Below are 25,390 nucleotides of genomic sequence, written 5' to 3'. Positions count from 1 at the left end.
AATTAACGAAACCAACCTATTCCTCCACCTCCAAATAGGTATCAACATAGACACTTATTTGCGCTAGCATATCCTCAATATCAGCTTGAGCCCAATTGCCGTGGCCACCTTCATATACATTAAAATTATGATCAATTTGCGCTTCATTAAGTGCTGCATTTAAAGTTGTTGCATTTGAAAGTGGCACAAGAGGATCTGCATTTCCGTAGAAAAGTAGGCTAGGGCTACTCTCAGTTGAAACTTGGAGTGCAGGACTTAATACTTCAGCATAATCTGTTCCTGGGGAATAGGCGCTTTCATCAACCAATAAAGATAAGAGGACTGGAAAACCTGGATTTTCACTGAAATATGGGTCTGTAAAATCTGATGGCCCTACAACATCTGCTAGCATTTTCACTTGGTCATCAGTATCGTAAACATAATCATACATTAATGAAAGATGGGCGCCAGCACTAACGCCAATAAGGGCAAACTCTGGAAAAATCTGTAATTCATTTTTCTCATTGGTCAATTTGCTTATAACTGATTTTAAATTCAGAATTTGATTTGGAAAGGCCGGAGTATTTACATCTGCCAATACATAGTTTATATTCACAATGGCGTGGTTTGGATGTTTCTGCTGAATATAAGGAATAAGAAAGGCCATATCGTTCTTATCGCCTTCAGTCCATCCGCCACCGTGCACCAATGCTATTATTTTCGTTTTAGTACTAGTACGGTTGGCCGGTAAATAAAGATCGTACTTTTGTTGCGGATTGTTACCGTAGGAAACATCCAATAGACTTGTTGCTTCTAATGGCAGTTCCGAAACATTATCGCTGTCTTTGGAGCAGGAAACATAACTTAGTTGAATTCCGAAGAGAAGAATTATAATTAGCAGCTTTTTCATAAGTATATTTGTTGTACTCCATAACGAAGAAATCTATTGTTTATGATACAGCAGATTTATGATGAGTTGGTATTTGCTATAAAATGAATTATATTTAGAACAAAAATAATGCGATGGCTGAATTTATAAAGATTTACGAAGAAAACCCAAACCCTAAGGAAATAAAGCGTGTAGTAAAAATACTTCGGGATGGAGGGGTTATTATCTACCCAAGTGATACCGTTTATGCGCTGGGTTGCGATATTAAAAATAACCGCGCATTGGAACGTGTAGCACAGTTGCGAGGTGTGAAATTGGAAAAGGCCAATTTCTCCTTTGTTTGTGAGGATCTGAGTAACTTGAGTGATTATGTAAAGCAGATAGATTCGCCAACTTTTAAGTTATTGAAAAGAAACTTGCCTGGGCCCTATACTTTTATCCTTCCGGGAAATAATAATTTGCCAACAGTCTTTAAAAAGAAAAAGGAAGTGGGTATCCGTGTTCCGGATAATGCAATAGCCCGCGCTATTGTTCACGAATTGGGCAACCCGATAATTTCAACTTCTATAAAAGATGAAGATGAGGTGATTGAATACACCACTGACCCCGAACTTATTCTAGAAAAATGGGACAACTTAGTTGATCTGGTAATTGACGGTGGTTTCGGAGGAAACGTCGCTTCTACAGTGATTGATCTTACAGGAAGTGAACCAGAGGTTATTCGGGAAGGAAAAGGAAGTTTGGAGCTATAGCTAAACTCAGCAAAATTTACAATATTTCAGATATTTAATAGCTCAAACATATTTCGTAAAAAATAGAGCTGAATTGGTTTTAAATCAATCCAGCTCTATTTTTTTAGAGATAGTGAATAGGTTTATTGTTTCTGGAGGAGATGCTTTAAGCCTCTGTAGATGTTTTGTTCCAAAACGTCCATTTCTTTACCATCAGCCAAGAATAATTTTTTAATACTTTGAAAGGCTTCATCTATTTCTTCTTTTGAATACTCAAGACGTTCAATGGTAGCGTGAATTTTCTGAATTTGCTGATAGTCATTGTCATCTTCAAATTCTTTTCGTATTTTTTGATACTTTTCTTCGCCAACTTTCGATTTAATGTATTCCTTTTCTTCTTTGGAAACATTGAAATCTGCGTGGGCACAATACAATAGTATATATCCTTTTAATTCTTCGTGGGTCCAATTGGTGGTGAATTCTTCCATTTCGTTTAAATTTATCTTTTTGCCTAGTTTATGAACTAAGATACGAAAAGCTTTGTGATTATTACTTTAATACGTGACACAAAACCAATAAAAAACCCGGTCTTTTGGACCGGGTTTAATTTATTTTAAAAACTTGGGAAGTTTACTTATCACTTCCTTCAAGATTCTTCATTTCTTTTTCAATCATATCATAGAACTGATCGATTTTTGGAAGAACCAAAATACGGGTACGTCTGTTTTTAGCTCTGTTTTCAGCGCTAGTGTTTGGTACTAGTGGATCGTACTCACCACGACCTGCTGCCACTAATCTTTCTGGTGCGATACCAAGATCTTGCAATGCTCTTACAATTGAAGTAGCTCTTTTTACACTCAAGTCCCAATTATCTTGGATACCTTCTCTTGAACGGTAAGGAACATTATCAGTATGTCCTTCAACCATAGCTTCAAAGTCTGGTTTACCATTAATTACTTTTGCAACTTTTCCTAAGATTTCGTTAGCTCTTCCTGAAATTTGGTAGCTTCCAGTTTTAAATAAAACTTTATCAGATAACGAAATATAAACGACACCTTTCTCAACATTTACTTCAATGTCAGGATCGTTCATACCAACTTCTTTTTTCAAACTTGTAACCAAAGCAAGTGTTACACTATCTTTTTTACTAATAGCATCCTGTAAACGAGTGATTTTAAGATCTTTCTCTTTTAGGCTTTCTAATGATTTCTCAAGGTTGGTAGCTCCTTTAGAAGTTAACATAGTAAGATCTTTTGAACTTTGAATAAGATCAGAATTTGTTTTCTTCATATCAGCAAGACGCTCTTCAAGCTGCTTAGCTCGTGCATCCGTTGCTGCTCTTGCTGCAAGACAGTCGTTAAGCTTAACAGTAGCTGTGTTTAGCAGATCTTGCGTGTTTTGTTGTTTGGTCTCAAGCTCAGCATATTTCTTCTTGGAAACGCAAGAGGTAAATACCAGACCGGAGCACATTGCTAAAATCAATAGTTTCTTCATAATTTGTAAATGTTATATTTAGATTGTTCATTCATACATTAAGCGCCAAAATTATCAAAATCCGCACTACTCTTGAAACGATTAACAATAATTTAGGTTATAAGTCGCTAAAAAATCTCTTATTCCGTATAAAATACTGATATACAATAGATTTTATTGCGAAATATCTTAGAGTAGTAGCGTTTTTTTTGCGTTTTCTGTTAAATTTTGGCATAAGACTATAAAAGCTAAGATGCGCTTTACCAATGGCTGCGAAATGCTTGGGTTTTCCCTGAAATAAAAACTGAACAGCGGCGACTCCATCTAAAACCATTCTCATAAAAATGGCACTAAAAGCTTTCACTCCGCCAACATTTTTCAAAAGGTTTAAAAGCGAATTTCTGAAGTTATAAAAAGTCTTCTTAGGGTTTAGAGAATCTAGGGTGGCACCGCCTACGTGATATATTTCTGAATTTCCAATGTAAAGAATTTTTCCTCCTTTGGACTTCATTCGCCAGCAGAGATCTATCTCTTCTTGATGTGCAAAATAATCTTCATCCAGTCCGCCGGCACTCCAAAAGGCTTCCGATTTTACAAAAAGGCAAGCTCCCGAAGCCCAGAATATTTCGGTAATACCGTTGTATTGTCCAGTATCTTTTTCCAGCGTATTGAAAATTCGTCCGCGGCAATAGGGATAACCATACTTATCCACAAATCCACCTGCGGCGCCGGCATATTCAAAGTACTCTTTATTTTTAAAATCGAGAATTTTTGGTTGTGCAGCCACCACCGAATTATCTTTTGAAAATTCTGAAAGAACGGGTTGCAGCCAATTTTCGGTTACTTCTACATCACTATTCAACAAAACAAAAATTGTTTCAGAAAGACTTTTTAATGCGTCGTTATAACCTTTGGCATAACCGCCATTTACTTTATTTTGAATTATTTTTACTGATGGGAAACTTTTCGAAATAAAAGAAACTGAATCGTCCCTTGAAGCATTATCGGCAACATAAACAGTGGCTTCCTTAGAAAATTCAACCACCGCCGGTAGAAATTTCTCCAATAAACCTTTTCCGTTCCAATTAAGTATGACCACCGCTACTTTCACTGGGACAAATTTAGTTAAAAAGTTGGTGCTTCGATAGAAATTTATGCTTTGCTTGGCAAGCATAAATTCACTCAGCAACCTTAGATGCTGAATTATATTTACAATTTTGATTTTCTGAATAGTTTAAGGTGGCTGAGTGATTTAAATGAAACGAAAAAAATGTAATTCCATAAATTTGTACCGAAGCCCTATTTATAGTTGGGAATTTCTTTTAGAAAATTGTAGCGTTCATTCTCAAAATCCATTTGGCAGTAATAATGCTCCAATCCGTTTGTAACCATTAGAAACTCACTTTCCAAGGCGAGGTTATATCTGGCAATTTGATCGAAAGTAACTTGGGAGATTTTAATTGATGGAGCTTTACACTCCACAATCAAGAAAATGCTGCCGTCGCTATTAAAAACTACGATGTCATATCTTTTTGTAGTGTTGTTTAACTTTAACTGTTTTTCAACATTTATAAGGCTTTTAGGATATTTTTTTTCATTTAGAAGAAATCGAACCGTATGCAGCCGCACCCATTCTTCTGGCGTGAGAACCACGAATTTTTTTCTGATTTCATCAAAAATCAACGTTTTATTTTCGCTATTTTTGAAGCGGAATGAATATTCGGGAAAATTGAGTTTCTGCATAGCGCAAATATGTGTGAAAATTCCAAATAACAATTACCTAATTCCAAATAAATAACAAAATTCAAAACTCAATAAACTAGACTACTCAACTCATCGACTTCTAACACTCTAAACTCTTTCATGCCTTTAGACAAAGTAAAATCCATCATAACCGATATTAAGAACGGAAAAACAAAGCCCATTTATTTTTTGATGGGCGAGGAGCCGTATTATATTGATGGTATTTCCAAATATATTGAGGAGAATGTGTTGTCCGAAGAAGAAAAAGGTTTTAACCAAATGGTGCTTTATGGTCGTGATGTTTCGGTTGAGGATATTATCAGCAATGCCAAGCGTTACCCGATGATGGCCGAAAAACAAGTGGTTATTGTAAAGGAGGCTCAGGATCTTTCCAGAACTATTGAAAATCTGGTCAGCTACGCCAAGAATCCGCAACCCACTACTATTTTAGTTGTTTGCTACAAATACAAGACGCTTGATAAACGTAAGAAGTTGGCTAAAGCTATAGCCGAAACTGGAGTAGTTTTCGAAAGTAAAAAACTTTACGAAAATCAAGTGCCAGATTGGATTAAGCGCGTGTTAGCAGGAAAAGGTTATACCATCACGCCAAAAGGAGCGCAAATGTTGGTGGAATTTCTGGGGAATGATCTCAGCAAAGTGAACAATGAACTTGAAAAACTGCAGCTCATTCTAAAACCTGGTCAACAGATTACGCCTCAAGTTATTGAAGAGAACATAGGTATCAGTAAGGACTTTAATAATTTTGAGCTTCAGAATGCTATAGGAGCAAAGGATGTGAAAAAGGCTTTTGCCATCATCCAATATTTTTCACAAAACCCGAAAAACAATCCTATAGTTGTGACTGTGGCCTTACTTTACAGTTTCTTTTCAAAATTGCTAAAATATCACGCCCTTTCTAATAAAGGCGATGCCTCAAAAGCTTTAGGGGTTCATCCGTTTTTTATTAAGGATTATCAAACCGCGGCGCGTAATTATCCAATGAAAAAAGTAAGTGCCATAATAGCCGCAATTCGTGAAGTTGATATGAAAAGCAAAGGCGTTGGTGCTGCAAATCTCTCACAAGGCGATTTATTAAAAGAATTATTGGTAAGGATTTTTAATTGAGATTCTGCTTTATTCTGAAGCGCAGGTGAATAGGTATAATTTAAACACTAAACTTAAATACTAAACTCCCGAATAGCCTTTTTCTTTCTAAGCTTCGATTTCTTCTGTTTATTTTTTATCAACAGAATACCTTCCAGCTCCCAAAAGTGCAATTGTAATAAACCCAATTGCAAATAGAACTGCCTTTTCTTTGACTCCTAAAATATCGTTGGCATGATGCACAAACACTGCAATCAGCATCGTTGCAATCACAGGTATGGAGGCTAATCGAGTTTTATAACCTACAATTATTAGAATTGGGAAAAGTACTTCGCAAAGCACAGCTATAATCAGTGATGCAGGAGCGCCAATTCCTATTGGGTCGGCAAAGGAAAAGTCGCCAGAAACTAGTTTCATTAGTTTCGGAATTCCGTGCGTGAGTAACATTCCGCTAAAACCTACCCGTAGAAACAGCAATGCTATATTATAAGTGTTTGAGTTTTTCATCTTTTAAATTTTAAAATTTCAAAAAAGCGAAGATAATAAACATTTGATATCAGCAGCCATATCCATTTTCTAAAAAATTGGAACACCACTATTTAAAATGTATTTTTGTCGCGATAAACGAAAATAGGAATGACAAAACTAAAGGCTTGGGTTTCTGCCGCTAGATTGCGCACTTTGCCATTATCAATTTCTGGAATTATTACGGCGGGAGCGGTGGCTAAAGAGTCAGACTTGTTTTCCTTAAGTATTTTCTTACTTGCATTAGCAACTACTTTAGGTTTTCAGATTCTCTCCAATTTTGCCAATGATTATGGCGATGGAGTCAAGGGAACGGACAATCACGAGCGAGTAGGGCCAATGCGGGCCATGCAGAGCGGGGTGCTTTCAGCACAAGATTTGAAGATTGGAATAGTTATTACTTCCGTCATTACTTTAATCATCGCGTGTTTGCTGATCTACGTTGCCTTTGAAGGAAAAAATTTCCTGCATTCCACTATCTTTTTTATTTTGGGAATAGCTGCAATTGTAGCTGCCATAACATATACCGTGGGTAAAACCGCCTACGGATATCGAGCATTGGGCGATGTTTTTGTCTTTGTGTTTTTTGGGCTGCTAGGCGTTTTGGGCTGCTATTTTTTATTTACCAAAAATCTAAATGGGTTTATTTTGCTGCCGGCAATTGTAATCGGTCTTTTGAGTACGGCAGTTTTAAACCTAAACAATATGCGAGATCGATTGGCAGACGCCAATGTAAATAAAAACACACTTGCCGTTTTACTGGGTGGAGCTAAAGTAAAAACATATCACTATTTTCTAATAATCGGAGCTTTTATTTGTGCTTTAGTTTACTTTATCCTAAGAGAAGCAACCTTGTTTCAATATTTACCCTTGTTGGCTTTTATCCCCTTATTTATTCATTTGAAAAAGGTAAAGAAAAATACTTCGCCTCCACTTTTAGATCCCGAATTAAAGAAAGTTGCGCTTAGTACATTTTTGTTTTCGGTATTGTTTTTTATTTCTCAAATGGTTTAAATTCCTTGTAAAAAAGTACATTATAGCGTACGTTTGTAAATAGTAATTAAAAAGTGATGGAAACTACAAACGCCACCGATTTAAGAAAAAACTTAAAAGAGAAACTCGATAAAGTTTCGGAAGATAAACAAACCTTGATTGTTCATCGCTCTGGGCAGGAAGATGTTGTTATGGTTTCTATGTCTGAATACAATTCGTGGAAGGAAACCTTATACCTTCTTTCTACTAAAGCAAATCGGAAAAACTTGGAAGCTTCAATAGCCGAGATGAAAAGCGGGAAAACCCTTGCCATCAAAACTGAAAACCTTTGGAAATAGTTTATACCGAAAGAGCTTTAAAGGAAAGGAATTTTTGGAAGGAATCTGGCGATGTAAAAATTCAAAAGAGAATAAGTCTTTTACTGGAAGCTATTCTTGTTGACTCTTTTAAGGGAATTGGAAAACCTGAACAACTTAAGGAAAACTTGAGCGGATTTTGGAGCAGAAGAATAACACAAGAACATAGATTGGTGTATTCTGTAAATTTGGAGGAAGAAAAAATTGTTATTATTTCAATGAGGTTTCATTATTAAACAATGGAGTGCGTTTAAGAAAAAAATAAAATTATGAAAATTACATTCTACGGACAAAACTGTCTAGGTATTGAAATTAAAGGGAAACACCTTTTAGTGGATCCATTTATAACTGGAAATGATCTGGCAAAAGATAAAATAGACATCAACGAGTTAAAAGCTGATTATATTCTGTTAACTCACGCGCATCAAGATCATACCTTAGATGCCGAAACGATAGCCAAAAATACAGGAGCTGTAATTGTGAGCAATTTTGAAATAGCCAATCATTACGAAGCAAAAGGCATTGAAGTACACCCAATGAATCACGGCGGAAGCTGGAAGTTTGAATTTGGTAAAGTGAAATTCGTAAATGCAATACATACAAGTTCATTTGCTGATGGTAGCTACGGCGGACAACCGGGCGGATTTGTTATTGAAGGAGAGCATAAAAACATCTACATTGCTGGAGATACTGCATTGACGATGGATATGAAGCTAATCCCACTTCGCACAAAATTGGATTTGGCAATTCTTCCTATAGGCGATAACTTCACGATGGGGATCGAGGACGCAATCATTGCCAGCGATTTTGTGGAATGTGATAAAGTTATGGGGGTGCATTATGATACTTTCGGCTATATTGAAATAGATCACAAAGAAGCTAAACGGAAATTCTACGAAGCTGGAAAAGACTTGATGCTTTTTGAAATCGGGGAATCTATTGAACTATAAAATTGGCACGCCAAGACGCAGAGCCGCCAAGTCTTTTGGTGAAACTTCTTTGCGTCTTCGCGCCTTTGCGAGAGAAAAATGAAAGCTGAATTTAAAAAGCACATCCTAAACTTCAAACGTCCCAGCGGAACTTCCCGAGGCGTTATGAATATTAAGGAAACTTATTTTCTAATCCTTAAAACCGAAGAAGGTTTCGGAGTAGGCGAGTGCGGCCTGTTGCGAGGTTTGAGTATTGACGATAGACCAGATTATGAAGAGAAGCTGCAATGGGTTTGCGAAAATATTTCTTTAGGTGAAGAAAAACTTTACGAAGCACTAACCGAATTTCCTTCGATACAATTTGGACTCGAAACTGCTTTTAAATCGCTTAATTCACATAACCCCTTTGTTTTATTTCCGTCGGAATTTACGCAAGGCGAAAAAGCGATTCCGATAAACGGATTGGTTTGGATGGGTGATAAATCCTTTATGAAGGAGCAGATTTCTGAAAAACTAAAGCAAGGTTTCAGCTGTATAAAAATGAAAATTGGCGCTATCGATTTTAAAACTGAATTGGAACTTTTGAAATCCATTCGGAAAGAGTTTTCCGCTTCTGAAGTGGAATTGCGAGTGGATGCGAACGGCGCTTTTTCACCAAAAGAAGCTTTGGAAAAACTAAAAGTCCTTTCAGATTTGGAATTACATTCCATAGAACAGCCCATCAAACAGGGACAATGGCAGGAAATGGCGCGACTTTGTGAAGAAACACCTTTACCTATTGCATTAGACGAAGAGCTAATTGGAATTTTTCCAGAAGAAGAAAAAGTAAAACTGATCAATACGATAAAACCGCAATATATCATACTAAAACCTTCATTGATCGGTGGTTTTCGCGGAAGTGACGCTTGGATAGCACTTGCAGAAAAGTACAATGCAGGTTGGTGGATCACTTCGGCTTTGGAAAGCAATGTTGGTTTGAATGCTATTTCGCAATATACTTTCACAAAAAACAGTAAATTGCCACAAGGTTTAGGTACGGGCAGCCTTTACACCAATAATATTGAAAGTCCGCTGGAAGTTTCAAACGGAGCGCTACATTACGAGCCATTCGGGAATTGGGATTTTCAATTTTAAATTGTAATATAAATCTCACGTCTCACGTCTAACATCTCATATCTAACATCTAAACATGTATATTCAACAAGCTTTTAAATCCCTTCACGAGTGGTGGCGTTATCTGGTAGGTTTTATCATTATTTTTATTGCCAGCCAGATTGGTACAATTCCGTTGATTGTAGCAGTTGCTCTTAAAGTTTTTACAGATGGTGGAGACATAGAAACCCTGCAAGACCAAAGTGTGTTGATGACGGTTTTAGACTCAAACCTCACCTTGTTCTTGATGTTGTTCAGTTTTGCGGTCGGTTTGTTGGCGGTATATCTGGTAGTACGTTTTCTTCATAAACAGCGCTTTGTAGAATTGACCACCTCACGGAAAAAAACGGATTGGGGACGTGTATTTTTTTCATTTGGACTTATAAGCATCACCATGGTGGTGGTTACACTTCTAGATTATTATAACAACCCCGGAAATTATGTGCTACAATTTGAGTTAGTTCCATTCATTATTCTCGCTGCCATTGCAATAATCATGATTCCGCTGCAAACTAGTTTTGAGGAATATCTTTTTCGAGGGTATTTAATGCAGGGAATAGGAGTTTTGGCAAAAAACAGATGGTTGCCTTTAATTATTACCTCGGTTGTGTTTGGTGGACTTCACTTGGCAAATCCCGAAGTTGATAAATTTGGGAATATTATAATGATATATTACATCGGAACAGGTTTCTTCTTGGGAATTATGACGCTGATGGACGAAGGAATGGAACTGGCGCTTGGTTTTCACGCAGGAAATAACCTCATCACTGCAGTTTTGGTAACAGCAGATTGGACGGTATTTAAAACCCATTCTATTTTTAAGGATATTTCGGAACCCTCTGCGGGTTTTGATGTTATTGCACCCGTTCTGATTTTATATCCTATTTTTCTACTAATCATGGCGTATCGCTATAAGTGGAAAAACTGGGGAGAAAAACTATTTGGCAAAGTTGAACCACCAGTAACTGAAGAAGGTCAAGAAGCCATTGGCACAGGAAATCTTGAAGACAATATAAAATTTTAAGTAATAGTGGAATCATTATTACATCCAGAGTTTAAGATCAACAACAAAGCCTTTTCTTCCCCGGAAGACTTAAAGGAATTTGCAAACGTTTTGGTTAAAAACGCCAAAGATGATGAAGTTGCCATCGGTACTTTTATCTTAGAATGGTTAAATGACACGGATTTTATAATTGTAAAAACTTCCGGATCTACCGGAACTCCAAAGGAAATCGAACTTCAAAAGAAAAACGTCTATAACAGTGCTTTTGCAACTGTAACTTATTTTAATTTATGGGAAGGAACTAAAGCATTATTATGTCTGCCTTCAGAATATATCGCGGGGAAAATGATGTTGGTTAGGGCACTGATCGCCGGCTGGGATTTACATACGAGTGCTCCTGAAAAAAATCCATTAGAAAATTCTAGCGAAAATTATGATTTCACCGCTATGGTGCCATATCAGGTTTTCCACTCGTTGTCTGATTTGCACAAGGTAAAAAAGCTGATTATTGGAGGAGGAGTAGTGCCGTGGAAATTGGAAGAGCAGCTTCAAAAAGTTTCAACTATGGTTTTTGCAACCTATGGAATGACGGAGACCATCAGCCACATTGCGGTGCGGCCTATAAATGGAAAAGAGAAGTCCGTGATTTTTTCAGCGCTTCCAAAAGTTGATTTTTTATTGACAAAAAATGGTTGCTTGCAGATAAACGCTTCGGAAATATCTGAAGAAGCGGTAATTACCAACGATGTAGTAGAACTGATTTCTCCAACTTCCTTTAAATTCTTAGGAAGAATTGACAATGTGATTAACACTGGCGGCGTAAAAGTACATCCCGAAGCGGTGGAAGAAAAACTTTCCCGACATATTAGTCAGCCGTTCTTTATCGCTTCAGAAGAAGACACAGCTTTAGGGGAACGTGTGGTTTTAATTATTGAAAGTGAAGAACAAGTGGCATTAGCAGGATTTTCCGAAGTATTTAAAACGCTGTCAGCTTATGAAAAACCTAAAAAAATATACTCTTTGCCACAATTCGTTTATACAGAAACCGGAAAAGTGAAACGCGCTGAGGTTTTAAAGAGGATTTTTGATACCTGAGATTAATGGCGTCTATTTGACCATTATAGTTTGTCGTTTTTCAGGCGGATTTTTAACACGGATTGAAACCTTTTGATATTCCCAACTATCATTTATACGGTTAGCAATAACTTGCATATTCGCTTTACCTTTCGTCCCCGTAACTCTTACCGATAAGTTGACGTGATTACTTTCGTGGGTGTATTCAATATCTCCCTCCAGAATAGCCATATTTCCTACAGGTTCAAGTTGGCCGAGGAGTTCTGTTACTTCCCTGTTTTGTTGTGCTAGATCCAAAGCACCTTTAAATAGTTGAGGTTCGGCATAAGCTTTTCCAAAATCGCCAAGATGTCCTGCGGTTAGTGAGGCGAATAATGTAGCAGTCAAAATACCAACAACAACTAATGGTAACATCCATTTCCAGTGGCGCTGAAACCAGTTGTTCTGTTTCACAAGTTCATTGCTCATTACTTTATCTTGGTTACAGTAAAATTAAAAAGATAAAACCATTCTATCGTTTTTTCAATAGAAAGGTTTTATCTTATGTCAATTTAGTGTATAATAACCGTGTATTTCAGGAATATCCAATAAAAAATATCAATAAAAATAAACAATAATTTAAACCTGAAGAACGCCCATATTAAAGGCTTTTTCAATTGGCGCATGATTGGCGGCCTCTATTCCCATTGAAATCCATTTTCGTGTGTCCAATGGATCTATTACTGCATCGGTCCAAATTCTAGAAGCTGCGTAATAAGGCGAGATCTGTTCGTCATAGCGCGCTTTTATTTTGTCATAAAGTTCGGTTTGTTCTTCTTCGGTAATTTCTTTGCCTTGCTTTTTTAGCGAAGCCGTTTCTATTTGTAGTAAAACCTTTGCGGCACTATTTCCGCTCATTACTGCCAGCTCTGCACTTGGCCAAGCTACAATCAATCGAGGATCATAGGCTTTTCCGCACATGGCGTAATTACCTGCGCCGTAACTGTTTCCTATTATAATTGTGAACTTTGGAACAACGCTATTACTAACGGCATTTACCATTTTGGCGCCGTCTTTAATTATGCCACCATGTTCACTTTTACTACCCACCATAAAGCCAGTAACATCTTGTAAAAACACCAATGGGATTTTCTTTTGGTTACAATTAGCTATAAACCGTGTGGCTTTATCGGCACTATCGCTGTAGATTACGCCTCCAAACTGCATTTCGCTGGGTTTCGTTTTTGCTTTTGTAGTCTTGACTAACTTGCGTTGATTCGCGACAATTCCAACTGCCCATCCATCGATACGAGCATAGCCTGTAAGAATAGTTTGCCCGTAACCTTCTTTGTATTCCTCAAAATCGCTGTCGTCCACAATACGTTTTATGATTTCACGCATATCATATTGCTCCGCGCGAGATTTGGGGATCAATCCATAAATATCTTCTTGCTTTTCCTTCGGTTTTATAGCCTTTTCACGATTATAGCCTGCTTTGTCAAAATCGCCGATTTTGGAAAAGATATTTTTTATTTTATCTAAGGCATCTTTGTCGTCCTTAGCTTTGTAATCTGTTACGCCGCTCACTTCCGAGTGAGTTGTAGCGCCGCCTAGGGTTTCGTTGTCAATGGATTCACCAATGGCGGCTTTCACCAAATAACTTCCGGCAAGAAATATACTTCCGGTTTTATCAACAATAAGTGCTTCGTCGCTCATAATAGGAAGATATGCGCCACCGGCAACACAACTGCCCATAACGGCTGCAATTTGGGTGATTCCCATGCTGCTCATTACGGCATTATTTCTAAAAATTCTTCCGAAGTGTTCCTTATCGGGAAAAATTTCATCCTGCATAGGCAGATAAACTCCTGCGCTATCAACTAAATAGATAATAGGCAAGCGGTTTTCAATGGAGATTTCCTGCGCGCGAAGGTTCTTTTTCGCAGTAATTGGGAACCAGGCGCCGGCTTTCACCGTGGCGTCATTCGCAACCACGATACACTGTTTTCCTTTTACGTAACCAATTTTTACAACTACGCCACCACCTGGGGCTCCGCCGTGTTCTTCGTACATGCCATCCCCCGCAAAAGCGCCAATTTCAATACTCGGTTTTTTTGGGTCGAGAAGGTAGTCAATACGTTCGCGAGCTGTGAGTTTGCCTTGTGAATGTTGTTTATCTATTCTTTTTTGACCGCCGCCAAGTTTTACTTTGGCCAGCCTGTTTCGCAAGTCTGAAACTAAAAGTTTATTGTGGTCTTCGTTTTTGTTGAAGTCTAAATCCATCGAAATTATATTGTTTCCGCTAAAATACGAAATGCAAATAATCTGCTTCTATAAACTTTGGCTAAATCTGCCTTTGATCTACATTCTTTTTTTGCTATTCTTTTTCAACTATGACATTTTGTTAACGAAATTCTACTATATATTGCCGATATTTGTTTTTGCCCTTACATTTGCGGCATAAATAAAACAACCAAAAAATAAACTATGGGAATGAACAAAAATACGGTATTGGCCTGGGCCACTTTTATAATGATTGTAATGGGCTGTATTTTGATCGCCCTCGGGGCTTTCCGCTATGACGATGTTGCTGGCTGGGGTTTTGCCACGGTGGGAATTGGTTTCTTTGCCATTGCTTGGGTCTTTAATGCGTTGAAAGGAAGGGTTTAGCCCTTTAGCTCCCGAAGGAGAAGGGTAATCTTGCAAATGAATCATCAAAAATTTATGTCTGAAGAAAAATTTATACGGGAACAACTTGTGAAACCTCTGGAAGGTGGTGAAGCTTTTATGCCCCTGACTGAAATGTTGAAGAAAATTTCTTTTGAAGACATCAATACGCGGCCGGACAACTTGCCTTATTCGCTTTATGAATTATTTTTTCATATTGTCTTTACTCAGAAGGATATAGTGAAATTCACTTGCTCAGACGATTATACAGAACCTAAATGGCCAGATTATTATTGGCCAAAGGAAAAAATATGTCGGAATGAAGAAGAGTGGGAAACATTGAATGCCGAATATTTAACAGATCGGGAACGGATAAAGACCTTTTTATTAAATAAAGAAAACAAACTAACTAAGCCGGTTAAGAATGGAAAAGATGAACAAACTTTACTACGTGAAGTAACACTTTTAATTGAGCACACAGCATATCACACAGGGCAGATGTTGATTCTAATGAGATTGTTGAATCTGCATTGAAAAGTTGAAGGTTTGTGGTTTGGAGTTTATGGTTGAAGTGATTTGATATTTACTATAATTTTTTATTATGGCAAGAATAGAAAGATTCGAAGATTTAGAGGTTTGGAAGAACGCAAGAGTCATTTGCAAATTTGTTGAAGACTTATTTCAAACCACTGGAATTGGTAAGAATTACAGACTTAGAAATCAAATGGAAGGGAGTTCAGGTTCAGTAATGGATAACATTGCGGAAGGTTTCGATAGAGATGGTAATAGAGAATTTGTTAATTTTCTCAGTTATTCAAAAGGCTCTGTTTCTGAACTTAAATCTCAAACTTATCGAGCATTCGATAAAAAACTAATAACAGAAGAACAATTCAACGAACTCACTAAAATGTGTGAATTAGAAAAAAATAAAATTGGGGCTTTTATGTATTACCTAAAGAATTCTGATATAAAAGGCCAAAAATTCAAGAAAGATTAAATTCGAACAACAACAAACCATAAACCATAAACATTTATGTCTGACGATAAAAAAGTAATTTTCTCAATGTCTGGGTTGACCAAAACCTACCAAAATGCCCAGACGCCAGTACTTAAAAATATATACTTAAGCTTTTTCTACGGTGCCAAGATTGGTATTCTTGGTCTTAACGGAAGTGGTAAATCCACTTTGCTGCGAATCATTGCAGGGGAAGAAAAAAACTATCAAGGTGATGTGGTTTTTGCACCTGGATATACCGTTGGCTATCTAGAGCAAGAGCCTAAACTTGACGAGACCAAAACCGTTTTGGAAGTAGTAAAAGAAGGCGTACAGGAAGTAGTTGATGTTCTGGACGAATACAACAAAATAAACGATATGTTCGGCCTGCCAGAAGTTTATGAAAACGCGGCAAAGATGGACGAACTGATGGACAAACAAGCAAAGCTTCAAGATAAAATTGATGCAACCAATGCTTGGGAACTCGACACAAAACTGGAAATCGCAATGGATGCCCTTCGCACTCCAGATCCCGATAAACTTATAGGTGTTCTTTCCGGAGGTGAAAAAAGACGCGTTGCGCTTTGCCGTCTCTTATTAAAAGAACCAGATATTTTATTGCTGGATGAGCCAACAAACCACTTGGATGCTGAAAGCGTTCATTGGTTGGAACATCACTTAGCGGAATACAAGGGAACGGTAATCGCCGTAACGCACGACCGTTATTTCTTGGATAACGTAGCGGGTTGGATATTGGAATTGGATAGAGGCGAAGGAATTCCATGGAAAGGAAATTACTCTTCTTGGTTAGATCAAAAGTCAAAACGAATGGCTCAGGAATCCAAACAAGCTGGTAAGCATCAAAAAACTTTGGAACGTGAGTTGGAGTGGGTTCGTCAAGGAGCCAAAGGCCGACAAACAAAACAAAAAGCGCGTTTGCAGAATTATGACAAATTGTTGAGCCAAGACCAAAAACAGTTGGACGAAAAGCTGGAGATATACATTCCAAACGGTCCTCGTTTGGGAACCAATGTAATTGATGCAAAGAATGTGTCAAAAGCATTTGGCGATAAACTGCTTTATGAAGATTTGAATTTTAAATTACCACAAGCGGGAATTGTGGGAATTATCGGACCAAACGGTGCTGGTAAAACAACCATTTTCAAAATGATTATGGGGGAAGAGGAGCCAGATAAGGGTACTTTTGAAGTAGGTGAAACTGCGCAGATAGCCTATGTAGATCAAGCGCACTCCAATATAAATCCAGACAAAACAATTTGGGAAAATTTTAGCGACAGCCAAGAACTTATTATGATGGGCGGCAGACAAGTGAATTCTCGAGCGTATTTAAGTAGGTTTAATTTTAGTGGAAGCGAGCAGAATAAAAAGGTTTCTATGCTTTCCGGTGGAGAGCGAAACAGACTTCATTTGGCGATGACCTTAAAAGAAGAAGGAAACGTACTTCTACTGGATGAGCCAACAAACGATTTGGACGTAAACACACTGCGAGCCTTGGAAGAAGGTTTAGAAAACTTTGCAGGTTGTGCTGTTGTTATTAGTCACGACCGTTGGTTTTTGGATCGGGTTTGTACGCACATTCTCGCTTTTGAAGGGAATAGTGAAGTCTATTATTTTGAAGGCGGATTTACTGATTACGAAGAAAATAAAAAGAAACGTTTGGGTGGCGACTTGATGCCAAAACGAATCAAATACAAAAAATTGATACGATAAGCTATGTGGAAAAACATTGTTTTAATTGCCTTGGTAATTGGTGTTTCTTCTTGCGGAAGTAAAAAAACTGCGGTGAAAACGTCCAAAGAATCCAAAGAAGTTGTTTTAGGGAAAATTGAGACTGTTTCATATAAAAGCTTAGGTAATGGAGTTGCTTCAATTTCATTACAGCTTTATGAAAATGATACGTTTAAATTCGATTTTCAGAGCATTCCACAGCCCGATACCGACGAGAAACCTGCTGTAATTTCAGAGAAGGGGACATATACATCTGATGGAAGTTGGAAAACGCTAAACTTTAAGGATCCCAAGTTTTCTTTGGCTTCTATTTTTGATAAAAACTTTGGAGACGCAGCGCATTTTAAGGTGATTGATAAAGAGAATGTGAAAATTAATACTTCTAAAACTGCATTGCCTATTTGGGGCGTGGTTTGTGAAAAACAGTAAGAAGTCGCACTTATCTAAGCGCTTGTTTTTCGCTTAAAAGTATATCTGGCATTTTATTCCATCCCAAATTTGGAAGAATAGAATGCCAGATTTTTTGTTTGGATAGATTTTTAGAATTAGTCCATGGTTAATAGAATCTTACCAATATGTTCACTGCTTTCCATAAGCTGATGAGCTTCGGAAGCTTGCGCTAAGGGAAATGTTTTATAAATAACAGGTTGTATTTTTTTAGAATTAAAAAGTGGCCAAATATTTTTTTCAACTTCCTCGGCGATTTCGGTTTTTATTTCGGCAGATTGTGGCTTTAAAAAGCTTCCCGTCAAGATGAGGTTTTTGCTCATAATGGTCCGTAGATTTATATTCACATCATTACTTTTCATTCCATTAATGTTGATCAAGCGACCTTTTTTATTAAGAATTTCGAGATTCTTTTGGGTGTAATCTCCGCCGACCATATCCAGAATAACATCGATTTTCTCACCTTTAAAAACATCTTCAAAGGCCTCTTTTTTATAGTTTATTACTTTGCCAAGATTCATTTTATTCAGAAAATCAACTTTTTTATCGGTACCAACGGTAGTGTAGATAGTGGAACCCAAAGCTTTGGCCATTTGTAGTCCCATAGTTCCAATTCCGCTTGTTCCACCGTGAATTAATAATTTTTCATCAGGTTGAAGTTTTCCTAATTTAAATACGTTGAACCAAACAGTAAATACGGTTTCAGGAATGGCAGCGGCGTCTGTAAGGCTTATTCCTTCTGGTATAGGGAGACAGTGGGAACTTTCTACTGCAACATATTCAGCATACCCACCACTTGCGATAAGTGCACAGACTTTATCGCCGATTTTTTTATCTGTGACGGTTTCTCCAATTTCTATAATTTCCCCAGAAACCTCCAAACCTGGTATTATTGTTTCTTCAGAATTTTTGCCGTAGGTATTCGTGTTTTTACGAGTCACCACATCGCTGCGGTTAACACCCGCTGCTTTTACTTTTATTAGAACTTGACTTTTTTGTGGTTTTGGACGGGGAGTCTCTTTCATCTGTAATACTTCGGGACCTCCGGATTTTGTAATATGTATTGCTTTCATAGAAATTTATTTTTTGTACTTGCAAACAGGATATTTGGTTGCAATCCTTTAATATAAGAATGTAATACTTCTTACTTCTTAAAATTTTTACAAAAAAATAATTTAGACATTGTTGCTGATACTAATATGACTTATAACCGGACGATGTTGAAGTGTACGTTCAAAAATGATTTCAAAAGTTTTATCTTTTAATGATCAATTTCTTCGTAATAGATTGCTTCCCCTGATTCAACTTTATTAAATAGAATCCATTTGCGATGCCATCAGTTTTTATGCTGATGTTTTTATTTGTTCCAAAATCTCCATGGAACAATTCTTTTATTTTTTTTCCCGACATATCGTATAGTTGAACAGTTCCTTCCGACGTAAAACTTTGCGAAATCGTAAACTCTGAGGTTGCTGGATTTGGATAAACCTTGATTGAACTAGAAGCCAATTCATTTTCGTTTACGTCTAAAATATCGCCTACATCATAGCTATGCATGGCTCTTCCAAAAGTTCCAGCATAAAGGGTTTTAGTAGGTTCGTGAAATTTTAAATCCATCACTACTGTAAATGGAAGATTGTTTCCTAAAATTGTCCAACTCGCACCATCGTCGTTGGAATACCAAACATTTAAATCTGTTGCTACGAAAAGTATATTTTCTGCAGGATAAGTAATAATGTCGTTTGCAGGAATATTTGGAAGATTGGAAGAGATATCCGCCCAGTTTTGTCCTCCATCGGTAGTTTTAAAAACGCGTGGCGTATAATCCAGATACTTAAAACCGGAAACAGTTACATAAGCAATTAAATCATCATTAGGTACCATCGCGATAGAGGTGATGTATTGATCGGGCAAACCTGCGCTTACGTCGGTCCAAGTTGCTCCTCCGTCAAAAGTTACGTTAACATTGCCGTCGTCGCTTCCTGTGTAAATTACATCGAGATTATTGTATGAAGCCGCAATTGCCGTAAGTGTTCCGAAAGCAAGAGAACCACTTGGGTGCAGCCCATCCGTTAGGTCCGGACTAATTGCTGACCAAGAAACCGCTCTGGTAGATGTGTATAATTTGTTACTTCCATAGAACATTTTATCTGGACTAAAAGGGGAAAGAATTACCGGAGTATTCCAATTTACACGATCACTGCCATTAATTCCGTTGGTTCCATTTTGAAAAGTTGTCCCACCATTGGTTGAACGGCGTAGATTGCCATATTGTGATTCTGCGTAAACATAATTATTATCTATAGGGTCTACATTTACGTGGAAACCATCCCCACCAATAATAGAATTCCAATCATCTAGACTACCTGTAATTGTGCGTATGGTGTTGTTATCTTGGGTTCCACCATAAAGTCTTTCAGGATGCTGATAATCAACTTCAATATTATAAAATTGAGTTATAGGGAGGTTTAAAAACTTCGTCCAACTGCTTCCGCCGTTATCTGAAATATATGCGCCACCATCATTTCCAGAGAGCATAAAGTTGCTATTGGTTCTCGAAAAATCCAAAGCGTGGTGATCCACATGCATTCCTGGCAATGTTTGCCATGAACTTCCACTATTCGTGGATTTTGCAATATCAAAACCTATAATATAGACTTCAGAGGAATTTGTTGGATTAACGCGAACATTTCCAAAGTACCAACCAAAATTAGCGTCTATTCCGCTCAGGGCTCCAGCAGAGGTTACAAGCGTCCAATTATCACCGTTATCAGTAGATTTATAAAGTCCGTTGAATTCATTGGTTATTTCATTGGTTGTAAACCGAGCATATACTGTTGATGGTTCCGATTCTGAAACGGCGATACCAATTCTTCCCGTTTGGGCATCTGGTGCCGGAAGACCATTGGCTGCTCCAAGTTCAGTCCAAGTAGTTCCACCATCCATAGAACGATGAATTGCAGATGACACTCCGCCGTAATCACGTTCCCATGGTTTGCGAGTACGTTCCCACATTGCAGCGTAGATAATATCTGTATTTGCAACATTCATGGCCACATCAATTGCGGCTGTTGAATCGGTTACAAAAAGTACTTGTTCCCAATCTGCTCCAGCATTCGTAGTTCTATAAATACCTCGTTCCACATTTTCTCCATATAATTGCCCGGTTGCGGCTACAAACAAGCGATCAGGGTTTGTGGGATCAACTACAATACGACCAATGTGATTACTTTCTGGCAAACCGATATTCGTCCAAGTATCTCCAGCATCTTCGCTTCTATATATTCCGTCGCCAAAATAGGCTCCGTCCGTAGCGCTTCCGTTAGCTTCACCTGTACCCGCATAAATTATTTGCGGATTGGAAGGCGCAATTGCGATATCTCCAATGGAAGGTTTGGAAACTTCATCAAAAATTGGAGTCCAATTGACTCCACGATCATACGATCTAAAAATTCCTCCTGTGGCAGTAGCAACATAAAGATGGTCATCACTATCTGGTGCGATTGCCACATCGGTAATACGTCCCCCTGTATTTAATGGACCTACAAAAGCCCATTCGCCAGCGACTTCAGGTGATCTATTTGCAAGAATTTGTTTAGATTGCGCGATAGCCTCTTTATATGCATCCTTGTTTATATAATTGTTAGGGTAGGCGCGTTGGTTGTACATCCACTCGCCAGGGTATTCCACTTTTCCTGTTTCTTTTTCGAGTGATTTTTCTTTAGAATTATTTTTGCAGCTTGAGCAAACAAGTACAAAGAGAAATGTAAAGGCAATAAGATTGAAGGTGGGTCTAAGATTTTTCATATGCCATTATTTATAGGATTAGTGCCTTTTCATAAACGATTATCTAAGTGGTCTGTTTCAATTAATTATTAGGATACCAATCCAATTGTGTAACCTTGATATCCGGATTTCCCGCTTCTACTAAAGATTTAAACTTGGCCACATCGCTCAGACCATTTTCACCGCGATAATGATAGGGATAAACTGTTTTTGGTTTAAAATCTAAAACCGCTTCCGCAGCTTTTTCCACCGTCATGGTATAAGGTAAATTCATACAGACAAAAGCGATGTCGATATTTTTAAGATTACGCATTTCGGGGATGTCTTCGGTATCACCAGAGATATAAACGCGTTTCCCATCTTTTTCGAGCACATATCCATTACCTCGACCTTTTTCGTGAAATTTTAAAGCTTCTGGCCGAAGGTTGTACATAGGGATTGCTTCTATTTTAATTTCGTGATCGGTGGTTTTTGCTCCATTATCTAATACTTTGGTTTTATTTTGAAGTGATTCTGGCAGCTTTTCAAAAACAGCTTTTGGTGCAATAATGGAACTGTTTTCAGAAATCACAGCTTCAAGCGTCGGTATATCAAAATGATCGCCATGAATATCAGTTAGTAAAATAGTGGAAGGCTCGGAATATTTGGAATACATATCTCCGCCGCCAACGGGGTCGACATAAATTATAGTTCCGTCCCAGTTTAAAACCATACTGGCATGTTCCACGGGATTAATGGTGAAGCCTTTTTCAGATGCAACTTCACCTCCATCAATTTCTTTTTGGGGTTCACTTTTTGAAATTGCAGACCCAGCTTCTTCTGAGTTGGTGTTTTTACAAGCCGTTAGAATTATGGCAAACAATAGAATATGGAATGTCCTTTTCATAGTATTTTTGCTATAAATATACTAATAAAGAAGAAGTTATGGTTTCTGTCTGCTTATAAAATTGCGTCGCTTACCAGATAAGCAATCGTTTTAGCAACTTGGTTTGGATAGATTTCCGCTAATGGCGAAGCTTCACAAATATGAAGGTATCTAGCATTTTTGTTTTTTGAAAAGTGCGAAACAAATTTTCTTGCTTCGGTTAAAGTAAAGCCACTGGGAGTAATGGCGCTGCTACCCATCATTTCAATAGCGTCCATATCCAGTTCAATTCCGAAGTTTTCATTGCAGCAGAAATTTTCAGCTTCTTTTAAGGCTTCGGAAAAAGATAGTTTCTGTTTTACTGAAATATCTTCAAAAAGATTAACCTTTACTCTTTCTGAATTTTCTTCCATGGAACTGAAAATCGCTTCCGAAGTATAATTTCTATGAAGTCCAAATATGAAATATTTATCTAAAAACCCCTTCTCAAAAGCATACGAAAAACCGTTACCGCTATGACGGTGTTCCAAGGAACGAAAATCGGTGTGCGCATCAAAGTTGATACAATTTACTGGTTTTTTTAATGCTTCGGAAGTGCCTCTCAGGTTTCCGTAACTGTTGTTATGACCGCCACCGATAATTATTGGCAATTTGCCAGCTTCCACAATTTTTTTTATAACCTCGGTAACTTTATGGTCAATTTGGGTAACCAATTCGCCAAGTTCTTCGGCATAATGTTTTTTTTCCTTAGAAAGATATCCTGCTTGCCGCATTTGGGTATCGCAGTCTATTTCGCCTAAAAGTATCACGTTTTCAGCATGGGTTAAATGATTCTGCTGAATATTTAAAAGACTTCCCAGCACAGCTTCCCAAGCTTTTGAAGTGCCTGGTTTTCCGTAATTCGCACGAACACCAATATCTTCTGGAATTCCTAAGACCACGTATTTTGCCGAATGATTTTTTAAGTCTTTAAGGCTTTCAACAAAACATATTTTTTCACCAAACTTGGTTTCGCCACCACGTTTTTTTATAAAAGAAGCAGTGTCCTTTTCAGAATATATTTTTACATAACTCATTTTACTTCTTCTCCATTAATGATTACGGAATCAATCATATTGCTGCCAAAGGCATAAGGTAAATAACCGTAAGAGGGAATTGGTTTTGTGATAATTAGGTTTGCCACTTTTCCTTTTGTAATACTTCCGTGGGTTTTGCTCAGCCCCATGGCATAAGCCCCGTTTATAGTAGCTGCATTTATAGCTTCTTCCGGAGTGAGACGCATTTTAATGCAGGCTGTGGCAACTACAAAATTCATATTTCCACTGGGAGTTGACCCGGGATTATAGTCCGTTGCTAGTGCGAGAGACAATCCAGCATCAATCATTTTTCTGCCAGGCGCATACGGAATACTCAAAAAATAAGAGCAGGAGGGAAGTGCCACCGGCATCGTGTCGCTGTTTTGGAGATCGGCAATGTCTTTATCGGTCATTACCTCTAAATGATCTACACTTAATGCATTGTGCCTCACAGCGGCTTCAATTCCACCAATGCTGTTGAATTGGTTAACGTGTACTTTGGGAATAAGGTTATGTTTTTTCCCTTCGGAAAGCACCCGTTCCAAATCGGCTACGGAAAAATAACCCTCTTCACAGAAAATATCTATATAATCAGCAAGCTTTTCCTCAGCTACTTTTGGAAGCATTTCGTTGCACAACAAATCCAAATATCCGTCTTTATCACCTTTATACTCCGTGGGAATTGCGTGTGCGCCCAAAAAGTTGGTTTTTATTGTTACGGGGTATTCTTCAGCAAGCTTTTTAGCAACGCGAAGCATTTTCATTTCGGCATCAGTGGTAAGTCCGTAGCCACTTTTTATTTCGATGGCACCGGTGCCAAGACGCATAACCTCTTCCAAACGTGTGGCAGATTGGCAATACAAATCCTCTTCGGAAGTCTGTTGCAGTTTTTTGGCGCTGTTCACAATTCCACCACCTTTTTCAGCAATTTCTTGATAGCTGAGTCCGTTGATTCTATCTACAAATTCCTGTTCGCGATTTCCCGCGTAAACAATGTGGCTATGGCTATCACACCAAGCCGGAAAAACAGTTTTTCCGCTGCAATCTACAGTTTTAAAACCTTGGTGTGGCCCCATTTTGTCCATGGTTCCATAATCTTCAATAATTCCGTGGTTTATATAAACCCAAGCATTTTTGAGGGTTGGAAGTTCTTTCATTTCCTTGCCGCTCAGTTTTGAAGGGCAGTTTTCGCGAACTTGAAGTAGTTCTTTTATGTTTGTGAGTAGTAGTTTCATTAGCGTATTTTTATTTCTGAAATTAATGTGTTTTCAAAGTATAGTTTTCCCGTTTTTAATTCATTGGGAACAACAAAATATACATCGATAACATTTTTGTCTATATAATTTGGGCGTAAATAAATAGTATGAACTATTGGTTTGCGTTTTGTGCCAAAATTGAGGTTAATAGCGCAATCTTTATAATCATCAATCGAGTAATCGTCAAAAGTATTGGGAACTGAAGGATCATACTTCGCGAAAATTGGTTTTTCAGTATCATTAGTAGTTAAAAGTTGAAAACCTTTACTTCTAAAGAAAGTGGCGAAAAGTGCTTCTGAAACGCTAAATCGCGCCTTAAACTCATCGGTTACAAATGAAAGTTTGTTTGGGTCAAAAACGGTCTCTTCTCCATCCAACGAACGTACCTTAAGCCGAATCTGTACTCTTTTATCATCCTTACCCGAAAGAACATTATAAGTACCAGCAAATTGAACTGAAAGTACTCCGATTTTTCTCGCTTTTACCATTTCTAAGCTCAAGTTTCTTTCTTGAACTTCAACTTGACTATAGACAGAAAAGTTGAATGTAAAAAGTAGTAATAAAGCAACCGTTATTTTCATTTGATAAAGATAGAAAAACTAAATGCTATTTAGAAATAC

The 25,390-nt window shown here is 37.7% G+C and carries 28 protein-coding genes; 14 read left to right on the top strand and 14 right to left on the bottom strand.

All coding sequences use genetic code 11. The annotated features are described in order from the left end of the window. Nucleotides 1-16: 16 nt before the first annotated feature. Nucleotides 17-889 (bottom strand): alpha/beta hydrolase, encoded by an 873-nt coding sequence (locus G440_RS0114415; RefSeq protein WP_026451956.1) that lies wholly within the window; start codon nucleotides 887-889, stop codon nucleotides 17-19. A gap of 113 nt (nucleotides 890-1,002) precedes the next feature. Between G440_RS0114415 and G440_RS0114410 the strand changes: the two genes are divergently transcribed. Beyond that, nucleotides 1,003-1,620, top strand: coding sequence for an L-threonylcarbamoyladenylate synthase (locus G440_RS0114410; RefSeq protein ID WP_026451955.1), 618 nt, complete (start codon nucleotides 1,003-1,005; stop codon nucleotides 1,618-1,620). A gap of 122 nt (nucleotides 1,621-1,742) precedes the next feature. Here G440_RS0114410 and G440_RS0114405 read toward each other — a convergent pair whose 3' ends face one another. The 4 genes from G440_RS0114405 to G440_RS0114390 all read right to left on the bottom strand — a co-directional run bounded on the left by G440_RS0114405 (nucleotide 1,743) and on the right by G440_RS0114390 (nucleotide 4,815). Next, nucleotides 1,743-2,087, bottom strand: a complete 345-nt coding sequence (locus G440_RS0114405) for a hypothetical protein (protein WP_026451954.1) — start codon at nucleotides 2,085-2,087, stop codon at nucleotides 1,743-1,745. A 142-nt stretch (nucleotides 2,088-2,229) separates the two neighbouring features. Next, entirely contained in the window at nucleotides 2,230-3,093 is an 864-nt protein-coding gene (locus tag G440_RS0114400) for an OmpA/MotB family protein (protein WP_026451953.1), read from the bottom strand. A gap of 97 nt (nucleotides 3,094-3,190) precedes the next feature. Next, entirely contained in the window at nucleotides 3,191-4,183 is a 993-nt protein-coding gene (locus G440_RS0114395) for a glycosyltransferase family 2 protein (protein ID WP_026451952.1), read from the bottom strand. 188 nt (nucleotides 4,184-4,371) lie between these two features. Further along, nucleotides 4,372-4,815 (bottom strand): type I restriction enzyme HsdR N-terminal domain-containing protein, encoded by a 444-nt coding sequence (locus G440_RS0114390; protein WP_026451951.1) that lies wholly within the window; start codon nucleotides 4,813-4,815, stop codon nucleotides 4,372-4,374. Nucleotides 4,816-4,935: 120 nt separating this feature from the next. Here G440_RS0114390 and holA point away from each other — a divergent pair, with 120 nt between their 5' ends. Beyond that, nucleotides 4,936-5,940, top strand: a complete 1,005-nt coding sequence (gene holA, locus G440_RS0114385; RefSeq protein ID WP_026451950.1) for a DNA polymerase III subunit delta — start codon at nucleotides 4,936-4,938, stop codon at nucleotides 5,938-5,940. A gap of 108 nt (nucleotides 5,941-6,048) precedes the next feature. Here the strand turns inward: holA and G440_RS0114380 are convergent, their stop codons facing one another. Then, nucleotides 6,049-6,426 (bottom strand): DoxX family protein, encoded by a 378-nt coding sequence (locus G440_RS0114380; protein WP_026451949.1) that lies wholly within the window; start codon nucleotides 6,424-6,426, stop codon nucleotides 6,049-6,051. A gap of 129 nt (nucleotides 6,427-6,555) precedes the next feature. On the opposite strand from G440_RS0114380, the gene menA reads away from it, so the two are divergent. The 7 genes from menA to G440_RS0114340 all read left to right on the top strand — a co-directional run bounded on the left by menA (nucleotide 6,556) and on the right by G440_RS0114340 (nucleotide 11,972). Then, nucleotides 6,556-7,458, top strand: coding sequence for a 1,4-dihydroxy-2-naphthoate octaprenyltransferase (gene menA, locus G440_RS0114375; RefSeq protein WP_026451948.1), 903 nt, complete (start codon nucleotides 6,556-6,558; stop codon nucleotides 7,456-7,458). A gap of 56 nt (nucleotides 7,459-7,514) precedes the next feature. Further along, nucleotides 7,515-7,775, top strand: a complete 261-nt coding sequence (locus G440_RS0114370; protein ID WP_026451947.1) for a type II toxin-antitoxin system Phd/YefM family antitoxin — start codon at nucleotides 7,515-7,517, stop codon at nucleotides 7,773-7,775. Continuing rightward, nucleotides 7,766-8,029: a Txe/YoeB family addiction module toxin gene (locus G440_RS0114365; RefSeq protein ID WP_026451946.1), complete on the top strand. Its 264-nt coding sequence runs from the start codon at nucleotides 7,766-7,768 to the stop codon at nucleotides 8,027-8,029. Before G440_RS0114370 ends, G440_RS0114365 begins: the two co-directional genes overlap by 10 nt. Before the next feature lie 33 nt (nucleotides 8,030-8,062). Further along, nucleotides 8,063-8,743 carry a metal-dependent hydrolase gene (locus tag G440_RS0114360; protein WP_026451945.1) on the top strand — a complete coding sequence of 227 codons (681 nt, stop codon included), beginning with the start codon at nucleotides 8,063-8,065 and terminating at the stop codon, nucleotides 8,741-8,743. Between the two features lie 78 nt (nucleotides 8,744-8,821). Further along, nucleotides 8,822-9,856 carry an o-succinylbenzoate synthase gene (locus tag G440_RS0114350; protein ID WP_026451944.1) on the top strand — a complete coding sequence of 345 codons (1,035 nt, stop codon included), beginning with the start codon at nucleotides 8,822-8,824 and terminating at the stop codon, nucleotides 9,854-9,856. 55 nt (nucleotides 9,857-9,911) lie between these two features. After that, on the top strand, nucleotides 9,912-10,898 hold the full coding sequence (locus G440_RS20030) for a CPBP family intramembrane glutamic endopeptidase (RefSeq protein WP_051285398.1): 987 nt from the start codon (nucleotides 9,912-9,914) through the stop codon (nucleotides 10,896-10,898). 6 nt (nucleotides 10,899-10,904) lie between these two features. After that, complete coding sequence (locus G440_RS0114340; protein ID WP_245574865.1) at nucleotides 10,905-11,972, top strand: AMP-binding protein; 1,068 nt, start codon at nucleotides 10,905-10,907, stop codon at nucleotides 11,970-11,972. Between the two features lie 12 nt (nucleotides 11,973-11,984). Here the strand turns inward: G440_RS0114340 and G440_RS0114335 are convergent, their stop codons facing one another. Beyond that, the gene (locus tag G440_RS0114335) at nucleotides 11,985-12,419 is read right to left on the bottom strand and encodes a cytochrome c oxidase assembly factor Coa1 family protein (RefSeq protein WP_026451942.1); all 435 of its coding nucleotides are present in this window, start codon (nucleotides 12,417-12,419) and stop codon (nucleotides 11,985-11,987) included. Nucleotides 12,420-12,569: 150 nt separating this feature from the next. Further along, complete coding sequence (locus tag G440_RS0114330) at nucleotides 12,570-14,213, bottom strand: acyl-CoA carboxylase subunit beta (protein WP_026451941.1); 1,644 nt, start codon at nucleotides 14,211-14,213, stop codon at nucleotides 12,570-12,572. 204 nt (nucleotides 14,214-14,417) lie between these two features. Between G440_RS0114330 and G440_RS21010 the strand changes: the two genes are divergently transcribed. The 5 genes from G440_RS21010 to G440_RS0114305 all read left to right on the top strand — a co-directional run bounded on the left by G440_RS21010 (nucleotide 14,418) and on the right by G440_RS0114305 (nucleotide 17,769). Then, the gene (locus G440_RS21010; RefSeq protein WP_084426811.1) at nucleotides 14,418-14,600 is read left to right on the top strand and encodes a CAL67264 family membrane protein; all 183 of its coding nucleotides are present in this window, start codon (nucleotides 14,418-14,420) and stop codon (nucleotides 14,598-14,600) included. A gap of 54 nt (nucleotides 14,601-14,654) precedes the next feature. Further along, the gene (locus G440_RS0114320; protein WP_026451939.1) at nucleotides 14,655-15,131 is read left to right on the top strand and encodes a DinB family protein; all 477 of its coding nucleotides are present in this window, start codon (nucleotides 14,655-14,657) and stop codon (nucleotides 15,129-15,131) included. A gap of 67 nt (nucleotides 15,132-15,198) precedes the next feature. Further along, nucleotides 15,199-15,594 carry a four helix bundle protein gene (locus G440_RS0114315; protein WP_026451938.1) on the top strand — a complete coding sequence of 132 codons (396 nt, stop codon included), beginning with the start codon at nucleotides 15,199-15,201 and terminating at the stop codon, nucleotides 15,592-15,594. Between the two features lie 36 nt (nucleotides 15,595-15,630). After that, on the top strand, nucleotides 15,631-17,322 hold the full coding sequence (gene ettA / locus G440_RS0114310; protein ID WP_026451937.1) for an energy-dependent translational throttle protein EttA: 1,692 nt from the start codon (nucleotides 15,631-15,633) through the stop codon (nucleotides 17,320-17,322). Between the two features lie 3 nt (nucleotides 17,323-17,325). Further along, the gene (locus G440_RS0114305) at nucleotides 17,326-17,769 is read left to right on the top strand and encodes a hypothetical protein (RefSeq protein ID WP_026451936.1); all 444 of its coding nucleotides are present in this window, start codon (nucleotides 17,326-17,328) and stop codon (nucleotides 17,767-17,769) included. 116 nt (nucleotides 17,770-17,885) lie between these two features. Here the strand turns inward: G440_RS0114305 and G440_RS0114300 are convergent, their stop codons facing one another. From G440_RS0114300 to G440_RS0114275, 6 genes are all read right to left on the bottom strand, one after another. Next, nucleotides 17,886-18,860 (bottom strand): NAD(P)H-quinone oxidoreductase, encoded by a 975-nt coding sequence (locus tag G440_RS0114300; protein WP_026451935.1) that lies wholly within the window; start codon nucleotides 18,858-18,860, stop codon nucleotides 17,886-17,888. 181 nt (nucleotides 18,861-19,041) lie between these two features. After that, nucleotides 19,042-21,594 (bottom strand): T9SS type A sorting domain-containing protein, encoded by a 2,553-nt coding sequence (locus G440_RS0114295; RefSeq protein WP_026451934.1) that lies wholly within the window; start codon nucleotides 21,592-21,594, stop codon nucleotides 19,042-19,044. A gap of 61 nt (nucleotides 21,595-21,655) precedes the next feature. Continuing rightward, entirely contained in the window at nucleotides 21,656-22,459 is an 804-nt protein-coding gene (locus tag G440_RS0114290) for an MBL fold metallo-hydrolase (RefSeq protein WP_026451933.1), read from the bottom strand. A gap of 53 nt (nucleotides 22,460-22,512) precedes the next feature. Further along, entirely contained in the window at nucleotides 22,513-23,514 is a 1,002-nt protein-coding gene (locus tag G440_RS0114285; protein WP_026451932.1) for a formimidoylglutamase, read from the bottom strand. Beyond that, nucleotides 23,511-24,749: an imidazolonepropionase gene (gene hutI, locus G440_RS0114280; RefSeq protein ID WP_026451931.1), complete on the bottom strand. Its 1,239-nt coding sequence runs from the start codon at nucleotides 24,747-24,749 to the stop codon at nucleotides 23,511-23,513. Before hutI ends, G440_RS0114285 begins: the two co-directional genes overlap by 4 nt. Beyond that, entirely contained in the window at nucleotides 24,749-25,351 is a 603-nt protein-coding gene (locus G440_RS0114275; protein ID WP_026451930.1) for a hypothetical protein, read from the bottom strand. Before G440_RS0114275 ends, hutI begins: the two co-directional genes overlap by 1 nt. Nucleotides 25,352-25,390: the final 39 nt, after the last annotated feature.

It is taken from the genome of Aequorivita capsosiphonis DSM 23843, assembly GCF_000429125.1.
Lineage (GTDB): Bacteria > Bacteroidota > Bacteroidia > Flavobacteriales > Flavobacteriaceae > Aequorivita > Aequorivita capsosiphonis.
This window is presented reverse-complemented; position numbering and strand designations above follow the sequence as displayed.

Excerpts from the sequence above, each read along its gene's own strand:
- ettA (WP_026451937.1), top strand. The coding sequence starts at position 15,631 with ATGTCTGACGATAAAAAAGTAATTTTCTCAATGTCTGGGTTGACCAAA.
- G440_RS0114335 (WP_026451942.1), bottom strand. The coding sequence starts at position 12,419 with ATGAGCAATGAACTTGTGAAACAGAACAACTGGTTTCAGCGCCACTGG.
- G440_RS0114415 (WP_026451956.1), bottom strand. The coding sequence starts at position 889 with ATGAAAAAGCTGCTAATTATAATTCTTCTCTTCGGAATTCAACTAAGT.
- menA (WP_026451948.1), top strand. The coding sequence starts at position 6,556 with ATGACAAAACTAAAGGCTTGGGTTTCTGCCGCTAGATTGCGCACTTTG.
- G440_RS0114275 (WP_026451930.1), bottom strand. The coding sequence starts at position 25,351 with ATGAAAATAACGGTTGCTTTATTACTACTTTTTACATTCAACTTTTCT.
- G440_RS0114315 (WP_026451938.1), top strand. The coding sequence starts at position 15,199 with ATGGCAAGAATAGAAAGATTCGAAGATTTAGAGGTTTGGAAGAACGCA.
- G440_RS0114380 (WP_026451949.1), bottom strand. The coding sequence starts at position 6,426 with ATGAAAAACTCAAACACTTATAATATAGCATTGCTGTTTCTACGGGTA.
- G440_RS0114305 (WP_026451936.1), top strand. The coding sequence starts at position 17,326 with ATGTGGAAAAACATTGTTTTAATTGCCTTGGTAATTGGTGTTTCTTCT.
- G440_RS0114320 (WP_026451939.1), top strand. The coding sequence starts at position 14,655 with ATGTCTGAAGAAAAATTTATACGGGAACAACTTGTGAAACCTCTGGAA.
- G440_RS0114405 (WP_026451954.1), bottom strand. The coding sequence starts at position 2,087 with ATGGAAGAATTCACCACCAATTGGACCCACGAAGAATTAAAAGGATAT.
- G440_RS0114410 (WP_026451955.1), top strand. The coding sequence starts at position 1,003 with ATGGCTGAATTTATAAAGATTTACGAAGAAAACCCAAACCCTAAGGAA.
- G440_RS0114290 (WP_026451933.1), bottom strand. The coding sequence starts at position 22,459 with ATGAAAAGGACATTCCATATTCTATTGTTTGCCATAATTCTAACGGCT.
- G440_RS0114360 (WP_026451945.1), top strand. The coding sequence starts at position 8,063 with ATGAAAATTACATTCTACGGACAAAACTGTCTAGGTATTGAAATTAAA.
- G440_RS20030 (WP_051285398.1), top strand. The coding sequence starts at position 9,912 with ATGTATATTCAACAAGCTTTTAAATCCCTTCACGAGTGGTGGCGTTAT.
- G440_RS0114350 (WP_026451944.1), top strand. The coding sequence starts at position 8,822 with ATGAAAGCTGAATTTAAAAAGCACATCCTAAACTTCAAACGTCCCAGC.
- G440_RS0114285 (WP_026451932.1), bottom strand. The coding sequence starts at position 23,514 with ATGAGTTATGTAAAAATATATTCTGAAAAGGACACTGCTTCTTTTATA.
- G440_RS0114390 (WP_026451951.1), bottom strand. The coding sequence starts at position 4,815 with ATGCAGAAACTCAATTTTCCCGAATATTCATTCCGCTTCAAAAATAGC.
- G440_RS0114400 (WP_026451953.1), bottom strand. The coding sequence starts at position 3,093 with ATGAAGAAACTATTGATTTTAGCAATGTGCTCCGGTCTGGTATTTACC.
- G440_RS0114295 (WP_026451934.1), bottom strand. The coding sequence starts at position 21,594 with ATGAAAAATCTTAGACCCACCTTCAATCTTATTGCCTTTACATTTCTC.
- hutI (WP_026451931.1), bottom strand. The coding sequence starts at position 24,749 with ATGAAACTACTACTCACAAACATAAAAGAACTACTTCAAGTTCGCGAA.
- holA (WP_026451950.1), top strand. The coding sequence starts at position 4,936 with ATGCCTTTAGACAAAGTAAAATCCATCATAACCGATATTAAGAACGGA.
- G440_RS0114370 (WP_026451947.1), top strand. The coding sequence starts at position 7,515 with ATGGAAACTACAAACGCCACCGATTTAAGAAAAAACTTAAAAGAGAAA.
- G440_RS21010 (WP_084426811.1), top strand. The coding sequence starts at position 14,418 with ATGGGAATGAACAAAAATACGGTATTGGCCTGGGCCACTTTTATAATG.
- G440_RS0114300 (WP_026451935.1), bottom strand. The coding sequence starts at position 18,860 with ATGAAAGCAATACATATTACAAAATCCGGAGGTCCCGAAGTATTACAG.
- G440_RS0114330 (WP_026451941.1), bottom strand. The coding sequence starts at position 14,213 with ATGGATTTAGACTTCAACAAAAACGAAGACCACAATAAACTTTTAGTT.